At 36.9% G+C, this 22,983-nt stretch carries 21 protein-coding genes; 9 read left to right on the forward strand and 12 right to left on the reverse strand.

The genetic code is table 11. The annotated features are described in order from the left end of the window. The first annotated feature begins 72 nt into the window (after positions 1-72). Positions 73-504 carry an IPExxxVDY family protein gene (locus FLUTA_RS09555; protein WP_013686666.1) on the forward strand — a complete coding sequence of 144 codons (432 nt, stop codon included), beginning with the start codon at positions 73-75 and terminating at the stop codon, positions 502-504. Then, positions 501-1,919 carry a pyruvate kinase gene (gene pyk, locus FLUTA_RS09560; RefSeq protein WP_013686667.1) on the forward strand — a complete coding sequence of 473 codons (1,419 nt, stop codon included), beginning with the start codon at positions 501-503 and terminating at the stop codon, positions 1,917-1,919. The genes FLUTA_RS09555 and pyk overlap by 4 nt, the downstream gene beginning before the upstream one ends. A gap of 103 nt (positions 1,920-2,022) precedes the next feature. On the opposite strand, the gene FLUTA_RS09565 is transcribed toward pyk, so the two are convergent. Both FLUTA_RS09565 and FLUTA_RS09570 read right to left on the reverse strand, forming a co-directional pair. Continuing rightward, entirely contained in the window at positions 2,023-4,581 is a 2,559-nt protein-coding gene (locus tag FLUTA_RS09565; protein ID WP_013686668.1) for a lamin tail domain-containing protein, read from the reverse strand. A gap of 84 nt (positions 4,582-4,665) precedes the next feature. Beyond that, on the reverse strand, positions 4,666-5,793 hold the full coding sequence (locus FLUTA_RS09570; protein ID WP_013686669.1) for a DEAD/DEAH box helicase: 1,128 nt from the start codon (positions 5,791-5,793) through the stop codon (positions 4,666-4,668). 320 nt (positions 5,794-6,113) lie between these two features. Between FLUTA_RS09570 and FLUTA_RS09575 the strand changes: the two genes are divergently transcribed. Both FLUTA_RS09575 and porG read left to right on the forward strand, forming a co-directional pair. Beyond that, positions 6,114-7,127 carry an aspartate-semialdehyde dehydrogenase gene (locus tag FLUTA_RS09575; RefSeq protein ID WP_013686670.1) on the forward strand — a complete coding sequence of 338 codons (1,014 nt, stop codon included), beginning with the start codon at positions 6,114-6,116 and terminating at the stop codon, positions 7,125-7,127. Positions 7,128-7,152: 25 nt separating this feature from the next. Next, on the forward strand, positions 7,153-7,983 hold the full coding sequence (gene porG / locus FLUTA_RS20755; protein ID WP_013686671.1) for a type IX secretion system protein PorG: 831 nt from the start codon (positions 7,153-7,155) through the stop codon (positions 7,981-7,983). Positions 7,984-8,154: 171 nt separating this feature from the next. Here the strand turns inward: porG and FLUTA_RS09585 are convergent, their stop codons facing one another. The 10 genes from FLUTA_RS09585 to FLUTA_RS09630 form a co-directional block, all read right to left on the reverse strand. Further along, positions 8,155-8,733, reverse strand: coding sequence for a DUF420 domain-containing protein (locus FLUTA_RS09585; protein ID WP_013686672.1), 579 nt, complete (start codon positions 8,731-8,733; stop codon positions 8,155-8,157). Then, positions 8,711-9,379 (reverse strand): SCO family protein, encoded by a 669-nt coding sequence (locus tag FLUTA_RS09590; protein ID WP_013686673.1) that lies wholly within the window; start codon positions 9,377-9,379, stop codon positions 8,711-8,713. The genes FLUTA_RS09585 and FLUTA_RS09590 overlap by 23 nt, the downstream gene beginning before the upstream one ends. Next, a complete protein-coding gene (locus FLUTA_RS09595; RefSeq protein ID WP_013686674.1) occupies positions 9,376-10,068 on the reverse strand; it encodes an SCO family protein in 693 nt (230 codons plus the stop codon). Before FLUTA_RS09595 ends, FLUTA_RS09590 begins: the two co-directional genes overlap by 4 nt. A 24-nt stretch (positions 10,069-10,092) precedes the next feature. Beyond that, positions 10,093-10,461: a cytochrome C oxidase subunit IV family protein gene (locus tag FLUTA_RS09600; protein ID WP_013686675.1), complete on the reverse strand. Its 369-nt coding sequence runs from the start codon at positions 10,459-10,461 to the stop codon at positions 10,093-10,095. 19 nt (positions 10,462-10,480) lie between these two features. Further along, positions 10,481-11,533 (reverse strand): cytochrome c oxidase subunit 3, encoded by a 1,053-nt coding sequence (locus FLUTA_RS09605; RefSeq protein WP_013686676.1) that lies wholly within the window; start codon positions 11,531-11,533, stop codon positions 10,481-10,483. Between the two features lie 21 nt (positions 11,534-11,554). Beyond that, positions 11,555-12,610 carry a cytochrome c oxidase subunit 3 family protein gene (locus tag FLUTA_RS09610; protein ID WP_013686677.1) on the reverse strand — a complete coding sequence of 352 codons (1,056 nt, stop codon included), beginning with the start codon at positions 12,608-12,610 and terminating at the stop codon, positions 11,555-11,557. Between the two features lie 25 nt (positions 12,611-12,635). Beyond that, a complete protein-coding gene (gene cyoE, locus FLUTA_RS09615; RefSeq protein ID WP_169312077.1) occupies positions 12,636-13,499 on the reverse strand; it encodes a heme o synthase in 864 nt (287 codons plus the stop codon). A gap of 612 nt (positions 13,500-14,111) precedes the next feature. After that, entirely contained in the window at positions 14,112-15,593 is a 1,482-nt protein-coding gene (locus tag FLUTA_RS09620; protein WP_013686679.1) for a hypothetical protein, read from the reverse strand. After that, positions 15,593-17,134, reverse strand: a complete 1,542-nt coding sequence (locus FLUTA_RS09625; protein WP_013686680.1) for a hypothetical protein — start codon at positions 17,132-17,134, stop codon at positions 15,593-15,595. Before FLUTA_RS09625 ends, FLUTA_RS09620 begins: the two co-directional genes overlap by 1 nt. Beyond that, a complete protein-coding gene (locus FLUTA_RS09630) occupies positions 17,131-17,949 on the reverse strand; it encodes a 3'(2'),5'-bisphosphate nucleotidase CysQ family protein (RefSeq protein ID WP_013686681.1) in 819 nt (272 codons plus the stop codon). The genes FLUTA_RS09625 and FLUTA_RS09630 overlap by 4 nt, the downstream gene beginning before the upstream one ends. A 220-nt stretch (positions 17,950-18,169) precedes the next feature. Here FLUTA_RS09630 and deoC point away from each other — a divergent pair, with 220 nt between their 5' ends. The 5 genes from deoC to FLUTA_RS09655 all read left to right on the forward strand — a co-directional run bounded on the left by deoC (position 18,170) and on the right by FLUTA_RS09655 (position 22,963). Continuing rightward, on the forward strand, positions 18,170-19,090 hold the full coding sequence (gene deoC / locus FLUTA_RS09635) for a deoxyribose-phosphate aldolase (RefSeq protein WP_013686682.1): 921 nt from the start codon (positions 18,170-18,172) through the stop codon (positions 19,088-19,090). An 82-nt stretch (positions 19,091-19,172) separates the two neighbouring features. Further along, on the forward strand, positions 19,173-20,675 hold the full coding sequence (locus FLUTA_RS09640) for an aldehyde dehydrogenase family protein (protein WP_013686683.1): 1,503 nt from the start codon (positions 19,173-19,175) through the stop codon (positions 20,673-20,675). A gap of 149 nt (positions 20,676-20,824) precedes the next feature. Beyond that, positions 20,825-21,706, forward strand: a complete 882-nt coding sequence (locus FLUTA_RS09645; RefSeq protein WP_013686684.1) for an aldehyde dehydrogenase family protein — start codon at positions 20,825-20,827, stop codon at positions 21,704-21,706. A gap of 13 nt (positions 21,707-21,719) precedes the next feature. Then, a complete protein-coding gene (locus FLUTA_RS09650) occupies positions 21,720-22,145 on the forward strand; it encodes a hypothetical protein (protein ID WP_013686685.1) in 426 nt (141 codons plus the stop codon). 236 nt (positions 22,146-22,381) lie between these two features. After that, positions 22,382-22,963 (forward strand): hypothetical protein, encoded by a 582-nt coding sequence (locus tag FLUTA_RS09655; RefSeq protein WP_013686687.1) that lies wholly within the window; start codon positions 22,382-22,384, stop codon positions 22,961-22,963. The last annotated feature ends 20 nt before the right edge of the window (positions 22,964-22,983 follow it).

Below are 22,983 nucleotides of genomic sequence, written 5' to 3' on the forward strand. Positions count from 1 at the left end.
TGTTTTCAGTATACGCTCCCTATTGCCATTTCCGCTAAAATGTGTACCTTCACGTGAACAAAATTTAAGTGGATGAGCAAACAAAAGCGTCATGTACTTTCTTTAGAAACAGCAATCGACTTTGAACTAATTGGAATCTGTTCTCACCACAGTGACTACCGATTGGCTTGGGGAATCAATAAAATTTTGGGTTTGGAGCTTACTAAAAGCGAAGAGCCATTTGTGATTCAATCAAAGAAAGGTTCTATTGTTTCGCAACACAGTTTCCATGTGTTTATCGATGAGGTAGACCACATGGAATGGTATTTAATTAAGAATAAATCGGAAGGTAAATTCTTGATTCCTGAAAAAAATCAAATCGATTATTTTTTAATTCTACGGGAAAATATCCTCCATGAATTAGATGATTTGCTTGATAAACTTCGTGAATCAAACAGTGTAATGGCAGCCTATATATTTGAAGCAACCGCCATTCCTTCCGCAGAACTAATAATTTTCGAATGAAAAAAACAAAAATTGTAGCAACATTAGGTCCTGCTACCGCAAAAAAAGAAGTTTTAAAACAAATGATATTAGATGGTTTGAACGTGTGTCGTTTGAATTGTTCGCACGGTTCTCACGAAGATCACAAGAAAAGTATCGATATGATTCGTGAAATCAATAAAGAAACAGGTTTGAATGTTTCGATTTTGGCAGATTTACAAGGTCCAAAAATTAGAACGTACGAAATGGAGAACAATGGAGTGATGATGGAAGAAGGTTCTATCGTTACCATTGTAACAGAACGCATTACCGGTACAGCCGAAAGATTTGGGATTAGTTATTCCTTAATGCCGAGAGATGTTTTACCTGGAGAACGCATTCTATTGGATGACGGGAAATTACAAATGGAAATTGTATCCACCAATGGGGAATCTGAAATCAAAGCGAAAGTCATTCATGGTGGAATTCTTTCCTCTAAAAAAGGAGTAAACCTTCCAAATACCAAAATTTCATTGCCTTCATTGACTGAAAAAGACCGCGAAGATTTAGAGTTTGCTCTCAATAATGATGTAGATTGGATTGGATTGTCGTTTGTGCGTTCTGCAAGAGATATTATTGAATTGAAACATATTATTTCCAATCGTCAGGCAAAAGCTTTGGTTGTTGCTAAAATTGAGAAACCAGAAGCGATTGATGATATTGATGAAATCATTAAAGTAACAGATGCATTGATGGTTGCACGTGGCGACTTGGGTGTTGAAATTCCTTACCAAAATGTTCCTTTGATTCAGAAAATGTTGATTCGAAAAGGACACCAGCATGCGAAGCCAGTTATTGTGGCAACTCAAATGATGGAAAGCATGATTACGAATATTACGCCTACTCGCGCAGAGGTAAATGACGTTGCCAATGCGGTTTTGGATGGTGCAGATGCAGTGATGCTTTCAGGAGAAACATCCGTTGGTAAATTTCCAAATGAAGTCATTCGAACAATGGTAAACATTGTAGATGAAATGGAGAAATTTGATGGGATTTATCACAAGGATCAACTTCCAGATAAGTCTCAGTCGCGTTTTATTTCCGATTCAATTTGTTTTAATGCGTGTCGTTTGGCTCAACGTGTTGAAGCAGATGCAATCATTACGATGTCTTATTCAGGATATACGTCCTATAAAATTGCTTCTCAGCGACCAAATGCGCCCATTTTCGTCTTCACAGGAAACAAACAAATCATTACGCAGTTGAGTTTGGTTTGGGGCGTGCGCGCGTTTTATTACGACAAGAAAGTAAGTACCGATCATACCATCGCAGATATTAAGTATTTGTTGGCAAAAGAAGGATTATTGAAACAAGGCGATTTAGTGATTAATATAGCATCAATTCCAATCGAAGAAAATGGAAAATCGAATATGTTGAAGTTGAGTTATGTGGATTGACTAGTTAGTTTAAAATCAGTCTTTTATCTAAAAATCTGTTCACATCTTTGTGAACAAGTAAATTCTCGAATTCAAAAAATTCTGGATTCGAGAATTTACATTCTCAATTTAATTTGCCAGCCAAAGTAAACCCAACTCGTTTCGCAAATTGCTTTCCACCATTTGTTGAGAAGGCTTCGATTACAGCGATGTAAATTCCAACAGGTGCTTTCTGATTGTTTGAGTAGACACCATCCCAACTAAAAGCTCCTTGTTGTGCCAATAATTCACTTGAAAAGAGTGTGTGAACTTCTCTCCCTTGACTATCGAAAATTTTCAGGGTGGCAGTCATTCCTGATTCAAAGTTGTATTGAAATAGAATCACATCTTGAAAACCATCATTGTCGGGAGAAAAAATGGGTTCTGTAGTTCCAAAAGTAGAAGATATAGTTCCTGTCATGTATTGAGAGTTGATTTTCCCTGGAGTTCCAAAGCCAATAGCCTCTGCTGCTGTATGCCAATTGGAAGCACTAGATGAGGCCCCTTCCGGATGAATACGTTCCAATGTTTTATTCTCCGTATCATCAATGAGTGAAAGGTGCCAATCTTCGGAATAACTTACTTGATCGATAATTAAGTTGTTGTACAAAAGCATTATTGTTGATGAATCATTATTCAAAGCAGGAAGTGAAGTATTGTAAAAAGTTCCTAAAACGGCTTCTGGGAAAATCGCTTTTTGATAGTTGCTATCTGGAGTTAATACTGCATACGAACCAGGGCGCATGAAATAATTTTGAGTCAGTTGAATTGTATCGTCTTTATAGTTTGCAATGAATAAATCTTTTAGATTAATGACCTTGGAAGAGCGATTATAAATTTCCACAAAATCGGAACCACCAGTAGCTGGATCAAATAGAATTTCATTGATAATCAAATCGCCAACTTGAGGAACATCTGCTAAAGCAAAAGAACCTGTAACGGTTGTATTATTTAACCAACAATCACTAATCGACCCATAAGAAAGTGTATAATATTGGCTGAGTGCTAAATTTTCGTTGAAAGTGATAACTGCTTGGTTGCTGAAAGCGGATTGTACAAAGATGGATTGTACAGTTAAGTTCGGAGAAGTTGTTAGTGTGGCATTCACTAAACTACTTGAATCCATTCCTTCTGAAAAATGGATTTCTACGTAATTTGGACTCAAAGCAATCAAACTCGTAATAGATGGAATTTGAGTATCAGGAGTAATCGAATAAACGGAATTTTGCGAGCCAGGAGTTCCACCTGTTCCACTGGTGGAAGCAATCCAATTGGAAGCATCTGAGCATGGATCATTCGGATTAATTAATTCCAACGTGTAGCCGCCAGCTTTTTTTATTGGGTCTTGGTACCACGAATCAGAATAAGAGATTTTATCGATGATTACTCCTGAATTATTCTTCAAAACTACATCATCACTTGAATTGTTGTAGCTCGGAAAACTACTTACGCCAGATGAACCTGGGAAATCGGTCATGCTAGCTGTTGCGCAAAGGATTTTGTACTGGCCAGGATTAATGAATCCAGAACTAATGGTTCCATCACCACTTTGATCCCCAATTTTCCAACCTGTAAGATCAATGAACTTATTGCTTTTATTGTAGATTTCGATGAATTCTAATTCTGGCAAACCAATTACAGGTGATGGGTCTATCATGATTTCTGAGATCAATAGATCACCTTTTACTGCTATTTCACCCACTAAATACGTAAAATTTCCAGTAAGATTTGTAGCTACATTTCCAAAAATATCTTCAACGGCAGTAACTGTCAATGTGTAGCTTTGACCATTGGTAAGTGGTGTGGAAAGGATTAAATGAATCAATGCTTGATTTGTTCCGTCAATGGAAGCGCTTGAAACCGTCGTTGATGGATTAAAACTATAATTGCTCGTTTGAAGTAAAGTTGTACCACCAACGGGCTCGTTAAACAGTACATCAACTTGGGTATTTGTTATCGGAGTTGCATTGACCAAATTCGGTGCTTGAGTATCCACAATCTCTGCTCCAATGTAAATGTCGTCGTAGAAAAATTTAGTAGCATTTGAAGCAGTGTAGGTTTGAAGTACTCCAAAATGAGTTCCAAGGAGAGCAGTTGCATCTGTTCCAGTATATGGAGTTCCAAAATTAGTACCACCAGTTGCATCGACATATAATTCCCAAAGACCAGCATTGTCTCTGATTACTTTTACCCGAGTTGCAAATGACGCTGCAATTTGTCCATCTGGGGAAGCGCATATCTGGGTAGAAACCCCTGAAACAATTTTGAAAAGTCGAACAGCATCTGTTGCAGCAGCTTCTCCAAATTGCAAATAGAACCCATCTGGATTGGTAGATAAATCTGCCGAACTGGAAGTCAAATAAACGCGTCCAAAATTACTGGAACTTGGTGCAAATGTTTGTCGAACCAAAATTTCCCATTGCATATTGTCTAAAGAAGACAAGGAATGTGGAGTAGTTAAATAGGAAGTAGCTGCAACGGTATTACTTAACTGCAATTCCTGACTTGCATTGACAATGTAGTTTGCAGAAGTACCAGTCCAAACAGGATTTGCAGTAAAATCTCCGTCTGAAAAGTCATCAACCACCTGATTCCAAGCAATCAGAGGGGAAAGTAGTGTAATTACAATGAAAAGTGTCTTCATATCATTAAGTCGGACTAAATATACAAAAGTCCGACTTTCTGAAGAAGTAAATGAATGTGTTTTATTGAAATTCTTTTTGAATCGTTATGCTTTTTTCAACGTTCGTTCTGGAATTTGTTGATTAATCAATTTTTGAATGGCTTTTAGATAAGCTTTTTCTTCACTTGAACAAAGGGTGTAAGCAATACCACTTGCACCAGCTCTACCAGTTCGTCCAATACGGTGAACATAGGTTTCTGCTACTTCAGGAATTTCAAAATTAATGACATATTCTAGTAAATCAATATCAATTCCGCGAGAAGCAATGTCTGTTGCAATCAGGAAACTAACTGTTCGATTTTTGAATCCTGCCAATGCTCTTTCACGTGCATTTTGAGACTTATCCCCATGAATTGCTTCAGCTTTCAATCCTGACTTCGTTAATTCCCGAGCTACACGGTCTGCACCATGTTTTGTTCGAGTAAAAACAATTGCATGGGAGATATTCTCCGTTTTGATCAATTGTTTCAGGAAATTACGTTTATCTGCTTTTTCAACATAATAAACAAATTGCTCTACGATTTCTGCTGTTGAAGAAACGGGTGTTACGCGTACATTTACTGGATCAAATAAAATAGTTCCTGCAAGTTCCATAATCGTTGGAGAAATGGTTGCAGAGAAAAAGATATTTTGTTTATTTTTCGGTAATCGAGGAAGTATTTTTTTTATATCGTGAATAAATCCCATATCCAACATACGATCCGCCTCATCTAAAACAAAATGAGTGATTTTCGATAATTGAATATGTCCTTGATTCATCAAATCCAATAAACGTCCTGGTGTGGCTACTAAAATGTCAATACCAGCGTTTAATTGATTAACTTGTTTATTTTGATTCACTCCACCAAAAATAACCATGGATCTCAATTTGGAGTGTTTTCCATAGGATTTAAAGCTATCATTAATTTGATTCGCTAATTCTCTTGTTGGTGCAAGTACCAAACAACGGATTGGTCTTTTACCCTTTACTTGACCATCTGGATCTAAATGTTGTAAAATAGGCAATGCGAAAGCAGCCGTTTTTCCAGTACCAGTTTGGGCACAGCCAAATAAGTCTTTTCCTTGTAATAAACTGGGGATGGATTGTTCTTGAATAGGTGTAGGAGTAGTGTATTCTAATTCTTTTAGTGCATCCAATAAATGTGGAAGCAAGTTTAATTCATCAAATTGCATGAAATTGTTCTGTAAAATTGTCCGAACTGAATGTCACGTGTGGTGAACTTTTCCTCACTTCAAATCGGCAGAAAATGATTTTTTCCACTGCGAAAGTACGAAAATCAATTGGTTTCTTTGCTTGCTTGTTAAAACTATAAAATGAAGTAATGATTTTTTGAAAATTTAGTTCAATAGTCTCAGCCAGAATTGATTCAATACGGTTTAGTTAAATACCTTTGAACCGAAAGCACACTGAGTGCAGTTGAAGTGAACTTTTTACACTTTTTTATCTCTTTTAAAGTTGGATTTCAGTTATTTTTGTCAAAAATTTATTGGTTATGAGAGTAGCAGTTGTTGGAGCAACAGGAATGGTTGGAAATGTCATGATGGAGGTGTTGAAAGAACGCTCCTTTCCGATTACAGAATTAATTCCCGTAGCATCTGAAAAATCAGTAGGTAAGATGATTGAATTTGGAGGATTAGAATTTCCAGTTGTTGATTTAGCTACTGCTGTTACCATGAAACCAGATGTTGCAATTTTTTCTGCTGGTGGCGAAACGTCTTTAGAGTGGGCTCCGCAGTTTGAAGCTGTTGGAACAACTGTAATCGATAACAGTTCGGCGTGGAGAATGCATCCCGACAAAAAATTGATTGTTCCTGAAATTAATGGGGATAGTTTGACAGCTGCAGATAAGATTATTGCTAATCCAAATTGCAGCACGATTCAATTGGTGATGGCTTTGGCTCCTTTGCACAAAGCGTATGGAGTGAAGCGTGTGGTTGTTTCAACATACCAATCTATTACTGGGACAGGTGTAAAAGCTGTTCAGCAATTAGAGAATGAGCGAGCAGGAATTTCTGGTGAAATGGCTTATAATTACCCAATCGATAAAAATTGTATTCCTCATTGTGATTCATTTTTAGATAATGGATACACGAAAGAGGAAATGAAATTGACTCAAGAAACGAAGAAAATATTAGATCCTGCAATTTCTGTAACTGCAACAGCAGTGCGTGTTCCAGTTGTTGGTGGACATTCAGAGGCAGTTAATGTGGAATTCGAGAAGGATTTTGACTTAGCAGACGTACGTAAATTGCTACATGAAACGGAAGGAATTACCTTAAAAGATGACCCAACAACGAATTCTTATCCAATGCCTCGTTTTGCAGAATCGAAAGACGATGTATTCGTTGGTCGAATTCGCAGAGATGAAAGTCAGCCAAACACTCTCAATATGTGGGTAGTAGCCGATAACTTGCGGAAAGGAGCAGCTACAAATGCTATTCAGATTGCTGAGTTGTTAATCAAGAAAGGTATTTTGGTTCCGATGACCACAGGAGCGCACAATTAATTACTCGAGTTAGCGTTATTATAGGATGCAGAAAGGATTTCTGGTTTTAATTATTGGTATTTTGTCTTCTTATTCTTGGGGACAGAAATCACATCGTCACAATGCGTTGTCACTTTCCGAATTTGGATTCATGGCTGGTGGAAGTTATTACATTGGCGATTTAAATCAAGCGCATTTCAAGAATACAAATATAGCTGGTCAATTACTTTATCGCTACAATATCAATGCACGTTTGGCTTATCGAGCAAATTTCACTTATGGTAAGATCGAAGGTTATGACAGTCAACAAAGAGGTGATTTTTTTCAGAATCGAAATCTTTCTTTTCAATCAGATTTGTTTGAGTTTGGAACAGGAATAGAGGTGACTTATTTTCCATTCGAAATCGGAAATAAAAAATACAAGGGAACGGCTTATTTATTAGCTGAATTGTCATTGACACGGATTAATCCGAAAGCAGATTATAATGGAGGTTTAGTTGAATTGCAACCACTCGGAACGGAAGGGCAAGGAACTGAATTAGCAGATCGAAAAAAGTATTCTCGGATTCAACTGGGAGTACCGATGGCAGTTGGCGTACGCCTTTCACTTTCTCAAAATATTGCTTTAAACATAGAATATGGAATTCGTTTTCTATTCACCGATTATTTGGATGACGTTGGTGGTTATCGCTATGCCGATCCATTGCTTTTAGCAGCTTCTAACGGTCCTACATCTGCCGCATTAGGCAATAGAAGTTTGGATGCTAATCGCTTTGCACAAAGAGGAAATAGAGCTACGAGAGATTGGTATACCTTTTTCGGAATTGGATTGATGTTTCGATTGGGAGGAAAAGGAAGTTGCCCTCAGCCAAGATAGGAAAACCTTTCACAGTATTACCTTCCGATATTCTGTATCTTGAAAATTCAAGGTCTCTTTTAAGGTTTGAATTGATTACTGAATGCCCGAATGCCCGCGAAGTATAAAGGTATAAAGTACAATTCTGCTGCTTTAAACGCTCAGATTTAATTTGTAATTAGGTATTCGCAATTACGAATGAGCATAATAAGGCGAAATCATGATATAAACAATGACACCTGTTGCAGCAACGTAAAACCAAATTGGCCACGTAAATTTCGTCAGCTTTCGGTGTTTATCGTATTTTCCTTCCCAAGCGTATAAGTAGGAGAAAAGTACCAAAGGAACTACTGCAACACTTAAAATAATGTGCGAAATTAAGATGAGGTAATATGTTATTTTGCTTGCAGCTGAAATACTCGCTAATTCAAACATTTCCAACTCACCATTTCCATTCGAATCTCCATAAAGTGTGGGGTCTGAGGTCATGTGATAAGCAATATAACACACCAAGAATAAGGCTGAAAGAACCATACAAATCTTGATGATTCCTTCATGAAGACTGATTTTCTTTTTCTTAATTGCGACTAAAGCTAAAATCAAAAGAATCGCAGTGATTCCATTGATACAAGCGTAGATTGCGGGTAAGAAGGATAAATCAACTCCTCCAATTTTAATTTTAAACAATGCAGCAACTGCAAGTGGAATGATGATTGAAAGCGCAATAATCAGCTTGCGAATTCCATGTTTAGTGCTTTGTGTTGATTCCATACTCAATATCTAATAATTTGCGTAAATCGTTGTTTAATTGATCTACATCTTTGGTTTGTGTTCCTCTATAAATCCCTCTAACGTATCCTTCTCTGTCTACTAGAACCATTCCATCACTATGTGCAAATCCCCCAGCAGCCATTGGATCTTTATCTGCATGAACCATGAAGTGCATCACGCCCAAACGATGGGTTTTAGCTTCATTTCCAGTAAAAAAATACCAGTTTTTAGTTTGGATTCCGTTGTTCTTGATGTAAGCTCTCAGCACCGATGGTTGATCTGTATTTGGGTCAATACTAAATGACATGAATTGAACCTCTGAAACCAAATCTTGGGTCAAAATATTCAAGCGTTTCATTTGTGAAATCATGGGTGGGCAAATACTTGGACAACTTGTAAAGAAAAAGTTGGCAATCCAAACTTTACCCTTCATCGATTTTGAAGTAATTACTAGGGAATCTTGATTGAGGTAAGAAAAATCTGGAATTTTGGGATAGATAGTATCAACAGCTTGAACACCATCTGTTTCAGAAAACTCAATGTCGTAGTTCCCAAAATAAGGAAGTGCTTGAAGTTTCGTTTGTTTTTCTGTTTTACAGCTAACTAGTAGGATTAGGATGAATGCAAGACCAATAATCTGTTTCATTTCTCCTTTGATTTCTTCAATTTATATGCTTTGATATCGTATTCTTTTTCCAACAAGGCCATGTGATCGCGCATGGTACGAATGGTGCCTTCCGTTTTACCAGGTAAGACCATTCTTAGATGATTCTTTTTATCCGATAAAAGCATCAATTCTTGAAAACCATTGCCACCAAAATATTTTTTATCTTCTTGAAGCAAAGATTGTCCATTGTGCTTCATGTTGAAGATTGATTTTGCATCTCCAGCAAGAATAATCCAAATAGATGGATCAAATCCTTCAACACGGTCCTTCAACATGAATTGAACATCTTTTATGCGTTGATCTGGATTTCCGTTTCCATCTGTTAAAATGGATACCAACTTCACATGGTGTAATTTCTTTTTGTTTTCGCGAAGAGTTTGATAAATCAACTGATCTAAATGCCAAATGGTAATTCCACAAGAATCTGGACAAGAAGGTTGGATTGTTGTATAAAGTACAATTTCATTGTCGAATGATTTATTGGTATAAACCTTTCCATTCGCATCTTTCAATGAATATGTTGGAATTACACCATAGTCATCCAACTGTTTGAATTTGTGTTCACAACCACGAGTGGAAATGAATATTAAAATAAGAGCCGGTCCGAATAGAAGCAGTAATGGAAATACTGCTCTTAACGAACCGGCCTTAGTATTTGACTTAGCCATTGGCTACAATAAATTATTTTTATACTATCCTCCGTATGTTTCCCAAGCTGCGTGAACAGCATTTGCCTCAGTTAAAGCAATGAAAATAAGGTAGGAAATAAAGATGAAATATGGAATTAAAATACAATATTTCAACACTTTTCGTTCGTCACCTAAGTGCATGAATACAAGTACAATGTAACCTGCTTTCAACAACGTTAATCCGATGAAAAGCAATTTTACAATCCACCACATGGAATTATCTTGGTGAACTAAAGCTCCAACAGCAACTTCAAATGCAGTAATTACTGTTAAAATAGCAGTTACTAACCAAATCTTACGACGAATCTTTTTACCAGCTTCTTCGCTATGGTGAGCATCTAATGAGTATTCAATAATATCGTCTCTTTCCATGATATATCGTTCTAAAAAATTAAACTAAGTAGAAGAATGTAAATACAAACACCCAAACTAAATCGACAAAGTGCCAGTACAATCCTGTTTTTTCAACCATCTCGTAGTGTCCACGTTTGTGGTAAGTACCACGAGAAACACCTAAGAAGATTAAGATATTGATCATAACTCCAGAGAATACGTGGAATCCGTGAAATCCAGTAATAAAGAAGAAGAACTGACCATATTGAGAAGGACCATATTCGTTGCTTGTTAAATCAGCACCATAAATAATAGCTCCTTTTTTTCCAGAGTTAACAGATTCCCAATATTTCACTTCCGCATCTTTTCCTTTAACAACCGTAACTTTTGCTAAAGAATGCTCATTTCCATCTGTTTTGATGATTAATTTCATCTCGTGGTCATGTTGTTTTTTCCAAGTTGCAACAGAACCATCGTGAAGGGTGATTTTTCCGTCTTTTACATCTCCATTCATAACCGCTGTGCGGAAATGGTGGAATAATTCGTCAGGAGTTTCTTTAATCACATCACCTACTTTGTGGTGTTTTCCAGCTTGAACAACAGTAAAGCTTTCTAAATCTCCGAAGTGCCCTTTTACAATTGCACGAGATCCAGTGTGCTCACCAGACATAATTTCAACGCTTCCAAAATGAGAACCGTGAATAAAGTGAGACCATTCCCAAGCTTGAGAACCCAAGAAGAAGAAACCACCAATGATTGTAGCAATCATCCATTTCATCACCCCTTTTTTGTCCATTCTATGACCAGCTTCAACTGCTAAAACCATCGTTACAGATGATACAATCAAGATGAACGTCATTAATGCGACATAAATTAATGGATAACCATGACCTAAGAAAGGCAAGGAGTCAAAAGTCTCTTCACCAATCGGCCAAGCGCTCTGAGTGGTGTGGCGCGTATAACCATAAGCAACTAACAATCCTCCGAATGTCAATGCATCAGATACCAAGAAAAACCACATCATAAGCTTCCCGTAACTTACGTTAAACGGAGAAACTTTCCCGTTCCAAGCGGTAGAAGCGTCGACATGTGTTGTAGCGTGTCCAGCCATTTTATAATTTTTTGTGCAAGTTTAATGAATAAAAAGCAAAAAAAGCAACAAATAGATCCATAAAACACCTAAAAAATGCCAGAAAATAGCAAGGGTGCGTACTGGGAGGAAATTATCTGCTACCAATGATCCTGAAAATGAGCGAATTGAAGCTCGGAGCATAAATATCAAAGTAACTAAAATGTGTAGTAAGTGTAAGAAAGTTAGAATATATAGATAGGAAGTTGCTGTATCCGAAGATGAATCCATTTTTAATTGTAAAGGAGCATTTAATGGAATGTTATTGTAATAGAGTGTACGATCTTTGTAGTCCAGCTCCTTGTTTTTATAATATATTTTAAAATCCTTACCATATTTTCCCTTGTGAAAAAAATCACCACGGCCATCTCGAATATGCCAAGAAAACTCTTCTAAACGGATTAAATCTACAGGTGATAATTGAATGGTATCTTGAATAAAAAGCTTTCCAGCTTTATAGCTTACTGGTTGGTGTTTGTATAGTATGGTATACTTCCCATAATTTGTAATTTTAGATTCTTTTTCTCTTGAAATCGCTTCAAATTGTTTGGCAAATAAACCAATATCTTTCTTTTGCGAATCTGAAACTAGTTTTCCTTTTAGAAAGTAATCATTTCCATCAACCTCCATATAGTTCCCATCTACCTGCAATTCGTAGTAATCTCCGTAACGACCATCAGAAACAGTGATTTTAGAAGTTAAAAAAGCACCGTTTTCATTGAGTTCACGATACCCCTTCAACTGAAAGTAAGCAAAACCAACCCCGAGAATGAACGTTAATGGAACAATTGTTTTAAGAATATTTGGTTTTCCCTTTTGTGCGAGTTTGATTCCAATAGCAAGAACAATACTGCTAAGAATGATTAGTGCAGTAGAAATATAGAATGCAGGCGGGAAGTTATACTTTACCCAAAAAGTATCACCAGCGCTTACAATGTAACCAGAAGATAAGCCTGCAAATAACATCATGATACTGAAAATCCCCACGTAAATGAGATTTTTACGCATCTTCTCCCGAACTTCTGGGGTTAATTCTTGATTGTAATCGTTTTGTGACATATTTTAATTAAAAAAGGGTTCCGTGTTATAACAAGGCAGCTTTAATTGCTGGAAGATTTCTATCGAATACATATAAAAATTGAACAATTGGCAACCAAATGAAAGATGCAAACATTAGTTTTCGTGCATCAGCAACAGTAAGGCTTAAGAACAATTTATAGGATTGTAGGAAGAACAAAATCGAACAAGCACCAGCAATTGCAAGGGTTATGCTTGAAGTCCAATTCATTAACCAAGGCAATAACGAAAAGGGAATAAGTGCCAACGAATAAATCATTATTTGAAATGCAGATCCTTTTGTTCGTCCATCTTTAGAGGGCAATAAGGAAAAACCACCTTGTTTATAATCATCGTGAGAAACCCACGCAATGGCCCAAAAGTGTGGAAATTGCCAGATAAATTGTACAAAGAATAATACTCCTGCTACCAAACCTAATTCTCCAGATTCTGTTCCTGCAACCACACCAATCATGGGGGGAATTGCTCCTGGAAATGCTCCAACAAAAACAGCCCATGTAGAAATACGTTTCATGGGTGTGTAAATAAAAACGTATGACACGAATGCGGTTAAACCAAGAAGCATGGATGCTAAGTTTAACTCATGCAACATCCAAAGGCCAGGCAATAAACAAGCAGCGATAACAATCAAACCTTCGTTCACAGTCATTTCTCCCATTGGAAGTGGTCTTTTTCCAGTGCGTTTCATGAGTATATCTAATTCTCGTTCCCAAATTTGATTGGAACCATTAGAAGCAGCAGTAACCAGCAACCCGCCAATCAATAAATAGGTGATTTCCAGACCATCATGACCTCCCACAAACAAATAACCAGAAAGTGCTGAGAGAATTACAAGTGATGCGAGCCTGAATTTGGTGAAATTCATGTACATCTTCACTTTTTTGCCGATACCCATAATTACTCTTTATTAAGACAGCGACAAATGTACGCATCGAAGTTGGAAATTGCACCTACCTCAATTCAAAATTTCAAAAGCGCTTAAAAATTTGTGTATTTGTCAGGGTAGATATGTTCACTTATTCTTAAAAATACACCAAATGTTACTTCATTCCCACCTATTGTTAATTTGCCTATTCCTGATTTAACTTTAAAGATATCTTTGTATTGTATCAGGTTAAAAGAGATTCTTTCTTGAATTCTCTCAAAATCGGGTCATAGGTGTGTTAGTTTGAGGGAGGAAGTGGTAAGCCTCCCTCTTTTTTTGCACTAATTTTTCATTTTGAAAACTTTAATTTCATATTGAGAATCATTCAAGCATCTTTCCTAACGCATTCCTTCCTTCAACTTTAATATATTTCTTTATTTGTTAAGGAATTAGCGTTCATTTGAATGTGCAATAGAGATTTTGGCATATTGTTCGCTTTTACTTCGTACGGATTTGTTTCGATTGACAATGATATTGGTTGAAACAAATTGGAAATAGGATTTAAGTGAGGGTGATTTGTGGGGTAAAAAGAAGAGAGGCTTAGGTCTCTCTTTTTTGTTATCTGATTTTCCGTTCGTTGAATAAGTTGCTTCGCATCCCGACACAGATAAGTGGATTAGCACTAGAACCCATTTCTCCCCAAGAATATTGAAAGCCACTTTGGAGATACAATTCTAATTGTATTTTATTTAAAGTAGTTGAGGCATTTGCTTGCACAGAAACAGTCCTTTGGGTAATGCCTTGACCAATTGTATTCCCATATTCTTTTGGATGAGAAGTATAACTTTTATAAATATCCCCACCATAACTAATCGCCGAATTATCGTATCCCTTTAAATAGAAGGAAGAGAAAAGAGTCAATTGGAAATTTTTGAATGGAATTTGCGCCGTTGCTAGAAGTTCAGCAAAATTACTTCCTAAATAATGTCCCAAGGGTAATCCTAATGACCCATTGTTTTGCCCAGATGAAATGTGTGAGAAAGTATAAGGTCTTACTAAATTCCCTTCCAATAAATACGACCACTTTTTGAATTGACCTTTAATTCCTAGTTGCAAACCGTATTTATTCGCCCACCATTTTGAGCGGTTTTTAATTTCTTTTAATACAAATTCATCCAATGGGACTTGGATATAGACACAATGCTTTTTTGACCCAAAATAATAAGAAGTTTGTAAGGCGAGGAGGACATTATCTGTAGAGCCTAAACTGTATTCCTGAGGGCGAAAGAATACAAATGGATTTAAATATTCGACTTCATACCCACGCTTGTATGTGCTATCTCTAGATTGAAAAATCACCGATTCCATAATCATTACATTGAAGTTGGATCCGATATTCATACTTAGATAATGTGTGGTATTGTATTTCCAATCGCGTGTTTTTGTAGTTAAATTATTATCATGCAAGAATTGATAAATAAGTCCATATTCTAAATTTAAAAAGTTTACTCGAAACTGAACAAATGGATTTGGAGCTACTTGGTCTCCTTGAATTAAAGAACGGTATCCTTCCCCAAAAAACTGATTGTCTATTCCAGCACTCACATGTAGGTATTTATTGGGTGTGTACCCCAGTCGAGTTCGAATATCTGTGAACCAGAATGAGGCACGATCCTGAAGTGGAGAAAAAGCGACATGAGTTTGGGTATAATCTTCTCGCAAACTCCACCCGGATGTAAGAATGGTCCGATTATACCATTTTCCCCACGTTTTTTCGAAGTTAAACCCAATAGCTGCTCGATAACTAATAACGGTATCGTATTGAAAATAGCTATCTGTTGCTGGAAGAATAGCAAAGCTTCTGTTTCGAGTTCCTTTTGGACTAAAATGAGTATTAAATATACTTGTGTCTCCATCGAAAATGAGTGTGTCAGTTTTCGAATCAACTCTCGTTGGGGTATATCGTATTAGAGGTTGAATTGAATGATGAATGCTTTTATTATCTGGTTTTAGATTGAAATGACGAATCCGATCAATACCTCCTTGAGAATACCCCAAGACAGCCATAAATAAAAATGCTATGAGAAGTTTGATTTGCATCAGAAGTCGAAATAATGATTATTAAGAGCAGTTCGTATTCCCACATTGATCCAATAAGATTGACCATCTTGAACAGGATTTTTGAGCATTCGCAAACGAGCTGATCCGAAGATTTCCAATCCATAACTGTGATTGAAACTGTACCCGATCTCAACATTTTCAATCAATACTTGCTGATTAACTCCGGAATTTACTTCGTAAACAGGAAGTAATTGTCGGTAATTACTAGATTGAGCTAAGTAATAATTGGTAGAAGAACTTACGAAGAGATGATTCCATTCTCCTCTTAGTCGAAATACAATTTCATCCACACTTGCTCCCATTGGATGCCCAATTGGAAGATTGAAATTGGTGTAATTAATTCTTGGATTAGGCGATTTATAGGCGTTTGAAGAGGTATGATTGTATTCAATATGAACCAAATAATTGTGTGATTTGAATGGCCAATAACGAACCCCAATTTGTGCCACATCACTTGATTTTGTGTAAGGATTTCGACCATATTGCCCGTATAAGAGCACTTTCCATACTCTCCAATTCAAGTCCAATCCTAAGTAGGAGTAGCTTTTTTCATTGATTCCTTCTTGAAGTGTTGCTGCTCCTGGAAGTGGAATGTAGAATGCTCCTTCAACGGCTTGTTTCTGAATGGAATCCCCTCTTGTCCAGATTCCTCCTTCAATCAGTCCAATTCGCAGATGCTTTGTAGGCTGATAATAAATGGAACCAAGACTAAATGCTTTTCTTTCGTACAATGCTTCCCCGTTTGTAGCATAAGGAATTCGAAGCATGTTCAATCCTTGCATGCGAATCAATTGAAAATTCCACTTTTTTCCGATTGAATAATTGATTCTAAAATTCATCGTTGGTAGAGAATTGTCAGAATAAAGAACCGACCGGTAACCACTACCAATAAATAAGGGGTTATTTCCTCCTGATACGGAAAGATTTTTAAAAATTTGCCATTGAACCATTCCAGTTGCATACGCATAATCGAAACCAGTTGCTTTAAATGGTTTTGTACGAGCGCCTCCAGGAATAACAGCATTTATCTGAGAATAACTGGAATCAGCACTGTTTGGATAAAATTCACCTCGGTTGATTACATACTGCTCTGCATAATAAGGCAAAATCGTTTGATTTTCATAAAACGAACCAGAAAAAAAGACTTTATTTTTGATACTTCCCTCCAAGCGAACTCCACGTACATTTAAAAACTGACGCATGCTTGTATCACCACGCTCTCTTCCAATTTGCATATCTAAAATAGGACTAATCCACAAAGCTCCATCTTCTCGAACTACCTGAATGAGTTCTCTTTGATAGATGTAATGGCCAATTGTGGCATACCGCAATTTTTGTTCTTTAGCCGTGTTATAATAATTGACCACATGATTAGCAATTGGAAAAACTGGAGCAAAAGAAGAATCTGTAAAAAAAGCAACGTCTCTGAAATAAGATTCAATGGGTAAAACACGGTATTGTTGTCCAAAAACGCTGGAAGTAAGTAGGATTGAAAAAAATAGTTTTAGAAGTAGCTTCATTTTTTCAATCGATCAATAACAGCTTTCGTTTTTACCACGAAAAATGGATTCAATAAATTTTCTTTGTTGTAGGTCAAAGGTAGATCTGTTTCTACATGATTCACACTTCCGCCTAATGATTCGATAATTGCTTGTCCAGCAGCGATATCCCACTCCATGGTTGGCGCGAATCGAGGATAAACATCAGCTGTTCCCAATGCTAAATCAAAAAATTTTAATGCACTTCCCTTTTGAATAAATTCAATTTCACCAAAAGTATCCCGCATCTTTTGATTGAATGATTCCTCATTTTTTGAATGATGGGATCTGCTTCCAGCAATTTGAAGAGGATTGTTTACGGTATCTTTTGCTTGAATTGGAATCCATGTTTCTTGTTGATTCACTTCGTTGAATGAAATACATGTAGCCGAGATGCCTTTTCCACCAAAAAGAATTTTCTTTTTCACGGGTGAAGCAATGACGCCAAAAATAGATTGGTTTTTATGAACGAGTGCAATACAAACAACAAATTCACCATTTTTACGAATGAATTCTTTTGTTCCATCCAAAGGATCTACAATCCATACAGTATCCCACTTTTTTCGTGTTTCAAAAGGCTCATTTTTTATTTCTTCCATTATTACAGGAAGTTTGGTTTGTTCCAATGCTTTTTGAATAAGTGCATTTGATTCTAAATCGGCCTTTGTAACTGGACTTCCATCCAATTTTCGAGTTAAGTCGAAATCTGTTTCATATACTTTCATGATTGCTTCTGAAGCATCAACACATGCTTGGAGAACAATTGGAATAAAAGATTGAATATCTGGAAGATTCATAGGATAAAAGTAAGGAGAAAAGAGGAATGTTGAGAAAAATTGCAGGGAAATTGAATGATAATTGATTTGAAAGTGATGCAAAAGTGGATAAGCGTGCACTTATCCACCATTTACCAGGGTAAATAAATTGACTAATTCCTTTTAGTACCATTTCTTACCTAAAATTTAAACGTTAGTTAATTTCCTATCTGTATCTTTGGGTAAATCACATTCATAATAGATGAATAGAAATAAATTAGTAAAAAACATTCCCGACTTCAAACTTTCGCCCACTGTGGATAAAGTAGGAGTGGAGGAGCGTGTGGCCCGGTTTCAAACCAGAAGCATTAAGAACGAATCAAAAGTTCAGGGCTTGAAAATGGTGTTGAATATGATTGATTTAACAACTCTAGAAGGAAAAGACACTCCTGGAAAAGTACGTCAATTGTGTTATAAAGCACAGCATTTACATGATTTGCAAGATGGATTACCAACTGTAGCTGCAATTTGCGTTTATCCAACAATGGTTGCCGAAGCAAAAAAAGCATTGGGAAATTCGGGAGTTAAAGTGGCTTCCGTTTCTACAGCATTTCCCAGCGGACAATCTACGATGGAAATTAAATTACTCGACACGAAATTTGCAGTAGAAAATGGGGCTGATGAAATTGACATGGTGATTTCTCGTGGAAAATTTTTGGCAGGAGATTACAATTTTGTTTTCGATGAAATAGCAGCAATTAAGGAAGCTTGTGGAAAGGCACGATTGAAAGTGATTTTTGAAACTGGAGAGTTGGCTTCTTTAGATCAAGTGCGAAGAGCGAGTGATATTGCGATGTATGCAGGAGCAGATTTTATCAAAACATCAACAGGTAAAATACAACCTGCCGCAACGATGCAAGTAACCTATACGATGCTTTGTGCAATCAAGGATTTTTATAGAAAAACTGGAGTAAAAGTAGGAATGAAACCAGCAGGTGGAATTTCTTCTTCGAAACTAGCATTGCACAATTTGGTCATGGTGAAAGAAACGTTGGGAAGCGAATGGTTGACCAATGACTGGTTCCGATTTGGGGCAAGCTCATTGGCAAATGATGTCTTGATGCAATTAGTAAAACAAGAAACAGGGCATTATCAAAGTGCTGATTATTTTTCGATAGATTAATTTTGTTTCCACCTTTATGCTTGCGCTGAAGCTACAGCGTAGGAGCAGAGGGGGAGCGAGGGGTATGGCCAAATGATATAAAATGACAAAAAAAAATAAGAAAACCGAAATAGAAGAGCAGTCAAAAAATGATTTCGATTTCAATGGCGTATGGGATTACAGCCCAAGCCCAGAAAGTACAAGTCACATAAAACTGAAAGAGCGATACAATTTATACATCGATGGGGAATTCGTTGCTCCAAGTTCTGGTAAATACTTTCAAACGACGAATCCGTCAACGGAAAAAGTGTTGGCAGAGGTAGCTTATGGAAATGATGCAGATATTGATAAAGCAGTAAAATCCGCTCGTTTGGCTTACGAAAACGTTTGGTCGAAGCTGTCTGCAAAGGAACGTGGGAAATACATTTATCGTATTGCTCGATTAATGCAGGAAAAAGCACGCGAATTGGCGGTTGTTGAAACATTGGATGCAGGAAAAACCATTCGTGAGTCGCGCGATGTAGATGTTCCTTTAGCGTGTAATCATTTTTTCTACTATGCAGGTTGGGCCGATAAATTGGAGTATGCTTTTCCAAATCGGAAAGTGAGTGCATTGGGTGTTGTGGGGCAAATCATTCCTTGGAATTTTCCGCTTTTAATGGCTGCATGGAAAATTGCACCTGCTTTAGCGGCTGGAAATACAGTAGTACTGAAACCTGCAGAAACAACCCCGTTAACTGCTATGCTTTTGGCAGAAATTATTCATGAAAGTGGTTTGCCGGCAGGTGTAGTAAATATTGTGACGGGTTATGGAGATACTGGAGCAGCATTGGTGAATCATACGGATGTCAATAAAATTGCTTTTACAGGCTCAACGAATGTTGGAAAAATTATCCAGAAAGCAGTTGCCGGAACAGGAAAGAAATTAACGTTGGAATTGGGTGGAAAATCAGCAAATATTGTGTTGGAAGATGCACCGATTGATCAAGCTGTAGAAGGAATTGTAAACGGAATTTTCTTTAATCAAGGACATGTGTGTTGTGCTGGTTCGCGTTTATTTGTTCAAGAATCAGTGGCAGAAGAAGTGATTCAAAAATTGAAAGACAGATTGGACACTTTGTATGTTGGAGATCCGTTGGATAAGAACACTGATATAGGAGCAATCAACTCGAAAGAGCAATTGGAAACGATTCAGAAATATATCAAAATTGGAAAAGACGAAGGAGCAAGCATGTATGAAAGTTCGTGTGCACTTCCGAAAAAAGGATATTTTGTTCGACCTACTTTATTTACAGATGTAGCACAATCGAGTAGAATTTCCCAAGAAGAAATTTTTGGACCTGTTCTCACGATTCAAACTTTCAGAACAATTGATGAGGTGATTCAAAAAGCAAATAATTCTCCTTACGGATTAGCAGCTGGAGTTTGGACAGATAAAGGATCGAGAATCTTCAATCTAACATCCAAATTGCGAGCAGGAGTAATTTGGGCAAATACCTACAATAAATTCGACCCAACTTCACCTTTTGGAGGTTACAAAGAGAGCGGATTTGGGCGAGAAGGAGGATTGCAAGGATTGGGAGCTTATTTGAAAATGGAAAAATAAGTATAGAATTCTGCCACCCTCCTCAGTCCTCCCTCAAGGGAGGAGGCAGATTGAAACTTCCCCCTTTGAAGGGGGAGCGAGGGAGATGGCTTGAAAGTGATACTATTAATCCATTTAATAAATGATAATTATAACATTGATAATTTCAAATGGAACGATTGGAAATACTAAAAACATATAAAATCTTCATCGGCGGACAATTCCCGAGAACGGAATCAGGAAGATATTACACACCATTGGATAAGAAAGGTCAGCCTTTGGCGAATATATGTTTGTCGTCCCGAAAAGACTTTAGAAATGCAGTAGTTTCTGCACGAAAAGGATTAGGTTCGTGGTCCGAAAAAACGGCTTTCAATCGCGGACAAATCTTGTACCGAATTGCTGAAATGCTGGAAGGTCGTAAGGGGCAATTTGTAGAAGAATTGATAAAGCAAGGAAGTACGGAAGCAAAAGCCAAACAAGAAGTAGAATTGGCCATTGATCGCTGTGTGTATTATGCAGGTTGGTGTGATAAGTATCAGCAGGTTTTCTCTTCGGTGAATCCGGTTGCGAGCAGTCATTTCAATTTCTCGGCTTTGGAACCAATGGGAGTTGTGGGAATTATTGCCCCACAAACAAACGGATTGATTGGTCTCGTTTCGACGATTTTGCCTGTAATTGCTGGTGGAAATACCTGTATTGTTTTGGCTTCAGAGAATTTGCCTTTATGTGCAATTACTTTCGCGGAAGTTTTAGCAACATCTGATTTAACAGGTGGTGCTGTCAATATTCTCACAGGAACAGAAAAAGAGTTGGTAGAACAATTTCACAGTCACATGGATGTGAATGCGGTTGTTTATGCAGGCGGTAACAAAGAACAGGCACTAGCTATTGAAGCTGGCGCTGATTGTAATGTGAAGCGCGTGTTTGTTTACGAAAATGACTTCACCAAAGCAACGGATGAGAATCCGTATTACATTACCGATCTACAGGAATTAAAAACGACCTGGCATCCGATCGAGAATGTGGGTGGAGCAACGAGTACGTATTAGTAAATCTTAATAAATGTACATTACGCCTCAAATACTAGATGGAATAATGGGTTTCAATACTATTTGGGTGTTCATTCATTTGATTTATTTTGGCGTTTATTACAGTAAATACAGCAGTTTGTTCCATAAATTTATCCGTTTAAACACCTTCGAAAAACACCATCTTTACGAAAAGGAATTTTTAGATTTGCTGAGAGATAAAAATTGGAAAAAAATCCAAAAACTAAGAGCAAAATCTTATTACCCTGTGATTTGTCTCACATTCTTCCATTTAATAACCTTCTATTTTTATTGGAAACGGGAAATTTTTGAGTTATATTATTTAAGTGTAATTTACATAGCCATTGGGTCTTTCATATTTGTTTTTTTGGCAAATGTTACACAAGGTTCTAGGGTCCTTCGAGGTGGATTTGGTTCAAGATCATCTGGAGGAATCTGACTTTAAAACCAAATTAATTATTGAAAATTTCTAACTGTTTGATTCCATCTTTTCAAGATTAGAAACGTCATTTTTTGCCATTTCGACCTCCAGTTTTTCATTTTGAAAAATTTTCACATTTTTTTTCATTTTGAATAAATCGCTTTAATCTCTTGCAGTATAAGTATTTGAACTGTTTTCTTCATTCATGGCACATCCATTGCCTGTGGTTAATCGAACCATAAAAATAAGAAATCATGGAAAAGATGAAATTAAGAAACTTGTTTGCGATCGGGACGATGGTAGCAGGATTATTAGCATCAACACCTTCTTTTGCCGGAAACACGGAAGGTTCAATTGAAGGAAATCGATTCTTACATCGAAAAGAGTACAAAGACATGAAAGCAACAATGTCGCGTATTGAAAAAGACCGTGATCGTATTGCATTTCACAAAGCTGAATACAAGAAAAATAAAGAAGCAGGCTTGGTCATTGAGTCACACATGAGTAAAAAAGAAATCCGAAAAGCGAAAGCTGATTTAAAAAGAGATAAAAAGTATTTACGCATTGATAAGTGTGATTTACAATCCGATCAAGCAGTAGCAGTTCGTCAATCAAATAGTGATAGAAGAGCAGCAAAGAAAGAATTGCAGGTAGCGGAAAAAGAATTGCGTAAAGATACTCGTCAAGGAAACACTGCAGATTTGAAAGCAGATCAGGCTTTGGTACAGAAATTAACGCTTAAAAAAGAGTTGAAAGAAAAACAATCTGAGGCATTGAAAGATGATGTATATGCATTTTTTATCTACCTAGATGATGAGATTAGTGAAGTTGTTTAATTCGTAGCAGATTAAACACA

It is taken from the genome of Fluviicola taffensis DSM 16823 (assembly GCF_000194605.1).
Lineage (GTDB): Bacteria > Bacteroidota > Bacteroidia > Flavobacteriales_D > Crocinitomicaceae > Fluviicola > Fluviicola taffensis.

Excerpts from the sequence above, each read along its gene's own strand:
- FLUTA_RS09595 (WP_013686674.1), bottom strand. The coding sequence starts at position 10,068 with ATGGCTAAGTCAAATACTAAGGCCGGTTCGTTAAGAGCAGTATTTCCA.
- FLUTA_RS09645 (WP_013686684.1), top strand. The coding sequence starts at position 20,825 with ATGGAACGATTGGAAATACTAAAAACATATAAAATCTTCATCGGCGGA.
- porG (WP_013686671.1), top strand. The coding sequence starts at position 7,153 with ATGCAGAAAGGATTTCTGGTTTTAATTATTGGTATTTTGTCTTCTTAT.
- FLUTA_RS09570 (WP_013686669.1), bottom strand. The coding sequence starts at position 5,793 with ATGCAATTTGATGAATTAAACTTGCTTCCACATTTATTGGATGCACTA.
- FLUTA_RS09640 (WP_013686683.1), top strand. The coding sequence starts at position 19,173 with ATGACAAAAAAAAATAAGAAAACCGAAATAGAAGAGCAGTCAAAAAAT.
- deoC (WP_013686682.1), top strand. The coding sequence starts at position 18,170 with ATGAATAGAAATAAATTAGTAAAAAACATTCCCGACTTCAAACTTTCG.
- pyk (WP_013686667.1), top strand. The coding sequence starts at position 501 with ATGAAAAAAACAAAAATTGTAGCAACATTAGGTCCTGCTACCGCAAAA.
- FLUTA_RS09565 (WP_013686668.1), bottom strand. The coding sequence starts at position 4,581 with ATGAAGACACTTTTCATTGTAATTACACTACTTTCCCCTCTGATTGCT.
- FLUTA_RS09605 (WP_013686676.1), bottom strand. The coding sequence starts at position 11,533 with ATGGCTGGACACGCTACAACACATGTCGACGCTTCTACCGCTTGGAAC.
- FLUTA_RS09620 (WP_013686679.1), bottom strand. The coding sequence starts at position 15,593 with ATGCAAATCAAACTTCTCATAGCATTTTTATTTATGGCTGTCTTGGGG.
- FLUTA_RS09585 (WP_013686672.1), bottom strand. The coding sequence starts at position 8,733 with ATGGAATCAACACAAAGCACTAAACATGGAATTCGCAAGCTGATTATT.
- FLUTA_RS09625 (WP_013686680.1), bottom strand. The coding sequence starts at position 17,134 with ATGAAGCTACTTCTAAAACTATTTTTTTCAATCCTACTTACTTCCAGC.
- cyoE (WP_169312077.1), bottom strand. The coding sequence starts at position 13,499 with ATGTACATGAATTTCACCAAATTCAGGCTCGCATCACTTGTAATTCTC.
- FLUTA_RS09630 (WP_013686681.1), bottom strand. The coding sequence starts at position 17,949 with ATGAATCTTCCAGATATTCAATCTTTTATTCCAATTGTTCTCCAAGCA.
- FLUTA_RS09575 (WP_013686670.1), top strand. The coding sequence starts at position 6,114 with ATGAGAGTAGCAGTTGTTGGAGCAACAGGAATGGTTGGAAATGTCATG.
- FLUTA_RS09600 (WP_013686675.1), bottom strand. The coding sequence starts at position 10,461 with ATGGAAAGAGACGATATTATTGAATACTCATTAGATGCTCACCATAGC.
- FLUTA_RS09655 (WP_013686687.1), top strand. The coding sequence starts at position 22,382 with ATGGAAAAGATGAAATTAAGAAACTTGTTTGCGATCGGGACGATGGTA.
- FLUTA_RS09650 (WP_013686685.1), top strand. The coding sequence starts at position 21,720 with ATGTACATTACGCCTCAAATACTAGATGGAATAATGGGTTTCAATACT.
- FLUTA_RS09610 (WP_013686677.1), bottom strand. The coding sequence starts at position 12,610 with ATGTCACAAAACGATTACAATCAAGAATTAACCCCAGAAGTTCGGGAG.
- FLUTA_RS09590 (WP_013686673.1), bottom strand. The coding sequence starts at position 9,379 with ATGAAACAGATTATTGGTCTTGCATTCATCCTAATCCTACTAGTTAGC.
- FLUTA_RS09555 (WP_013686666.1), top strand. The coding sequence starts at position 73 with ATGAGCAAACAAAAGCGTCATGTACTTTCTTTAGAAACAGCAATCGAC.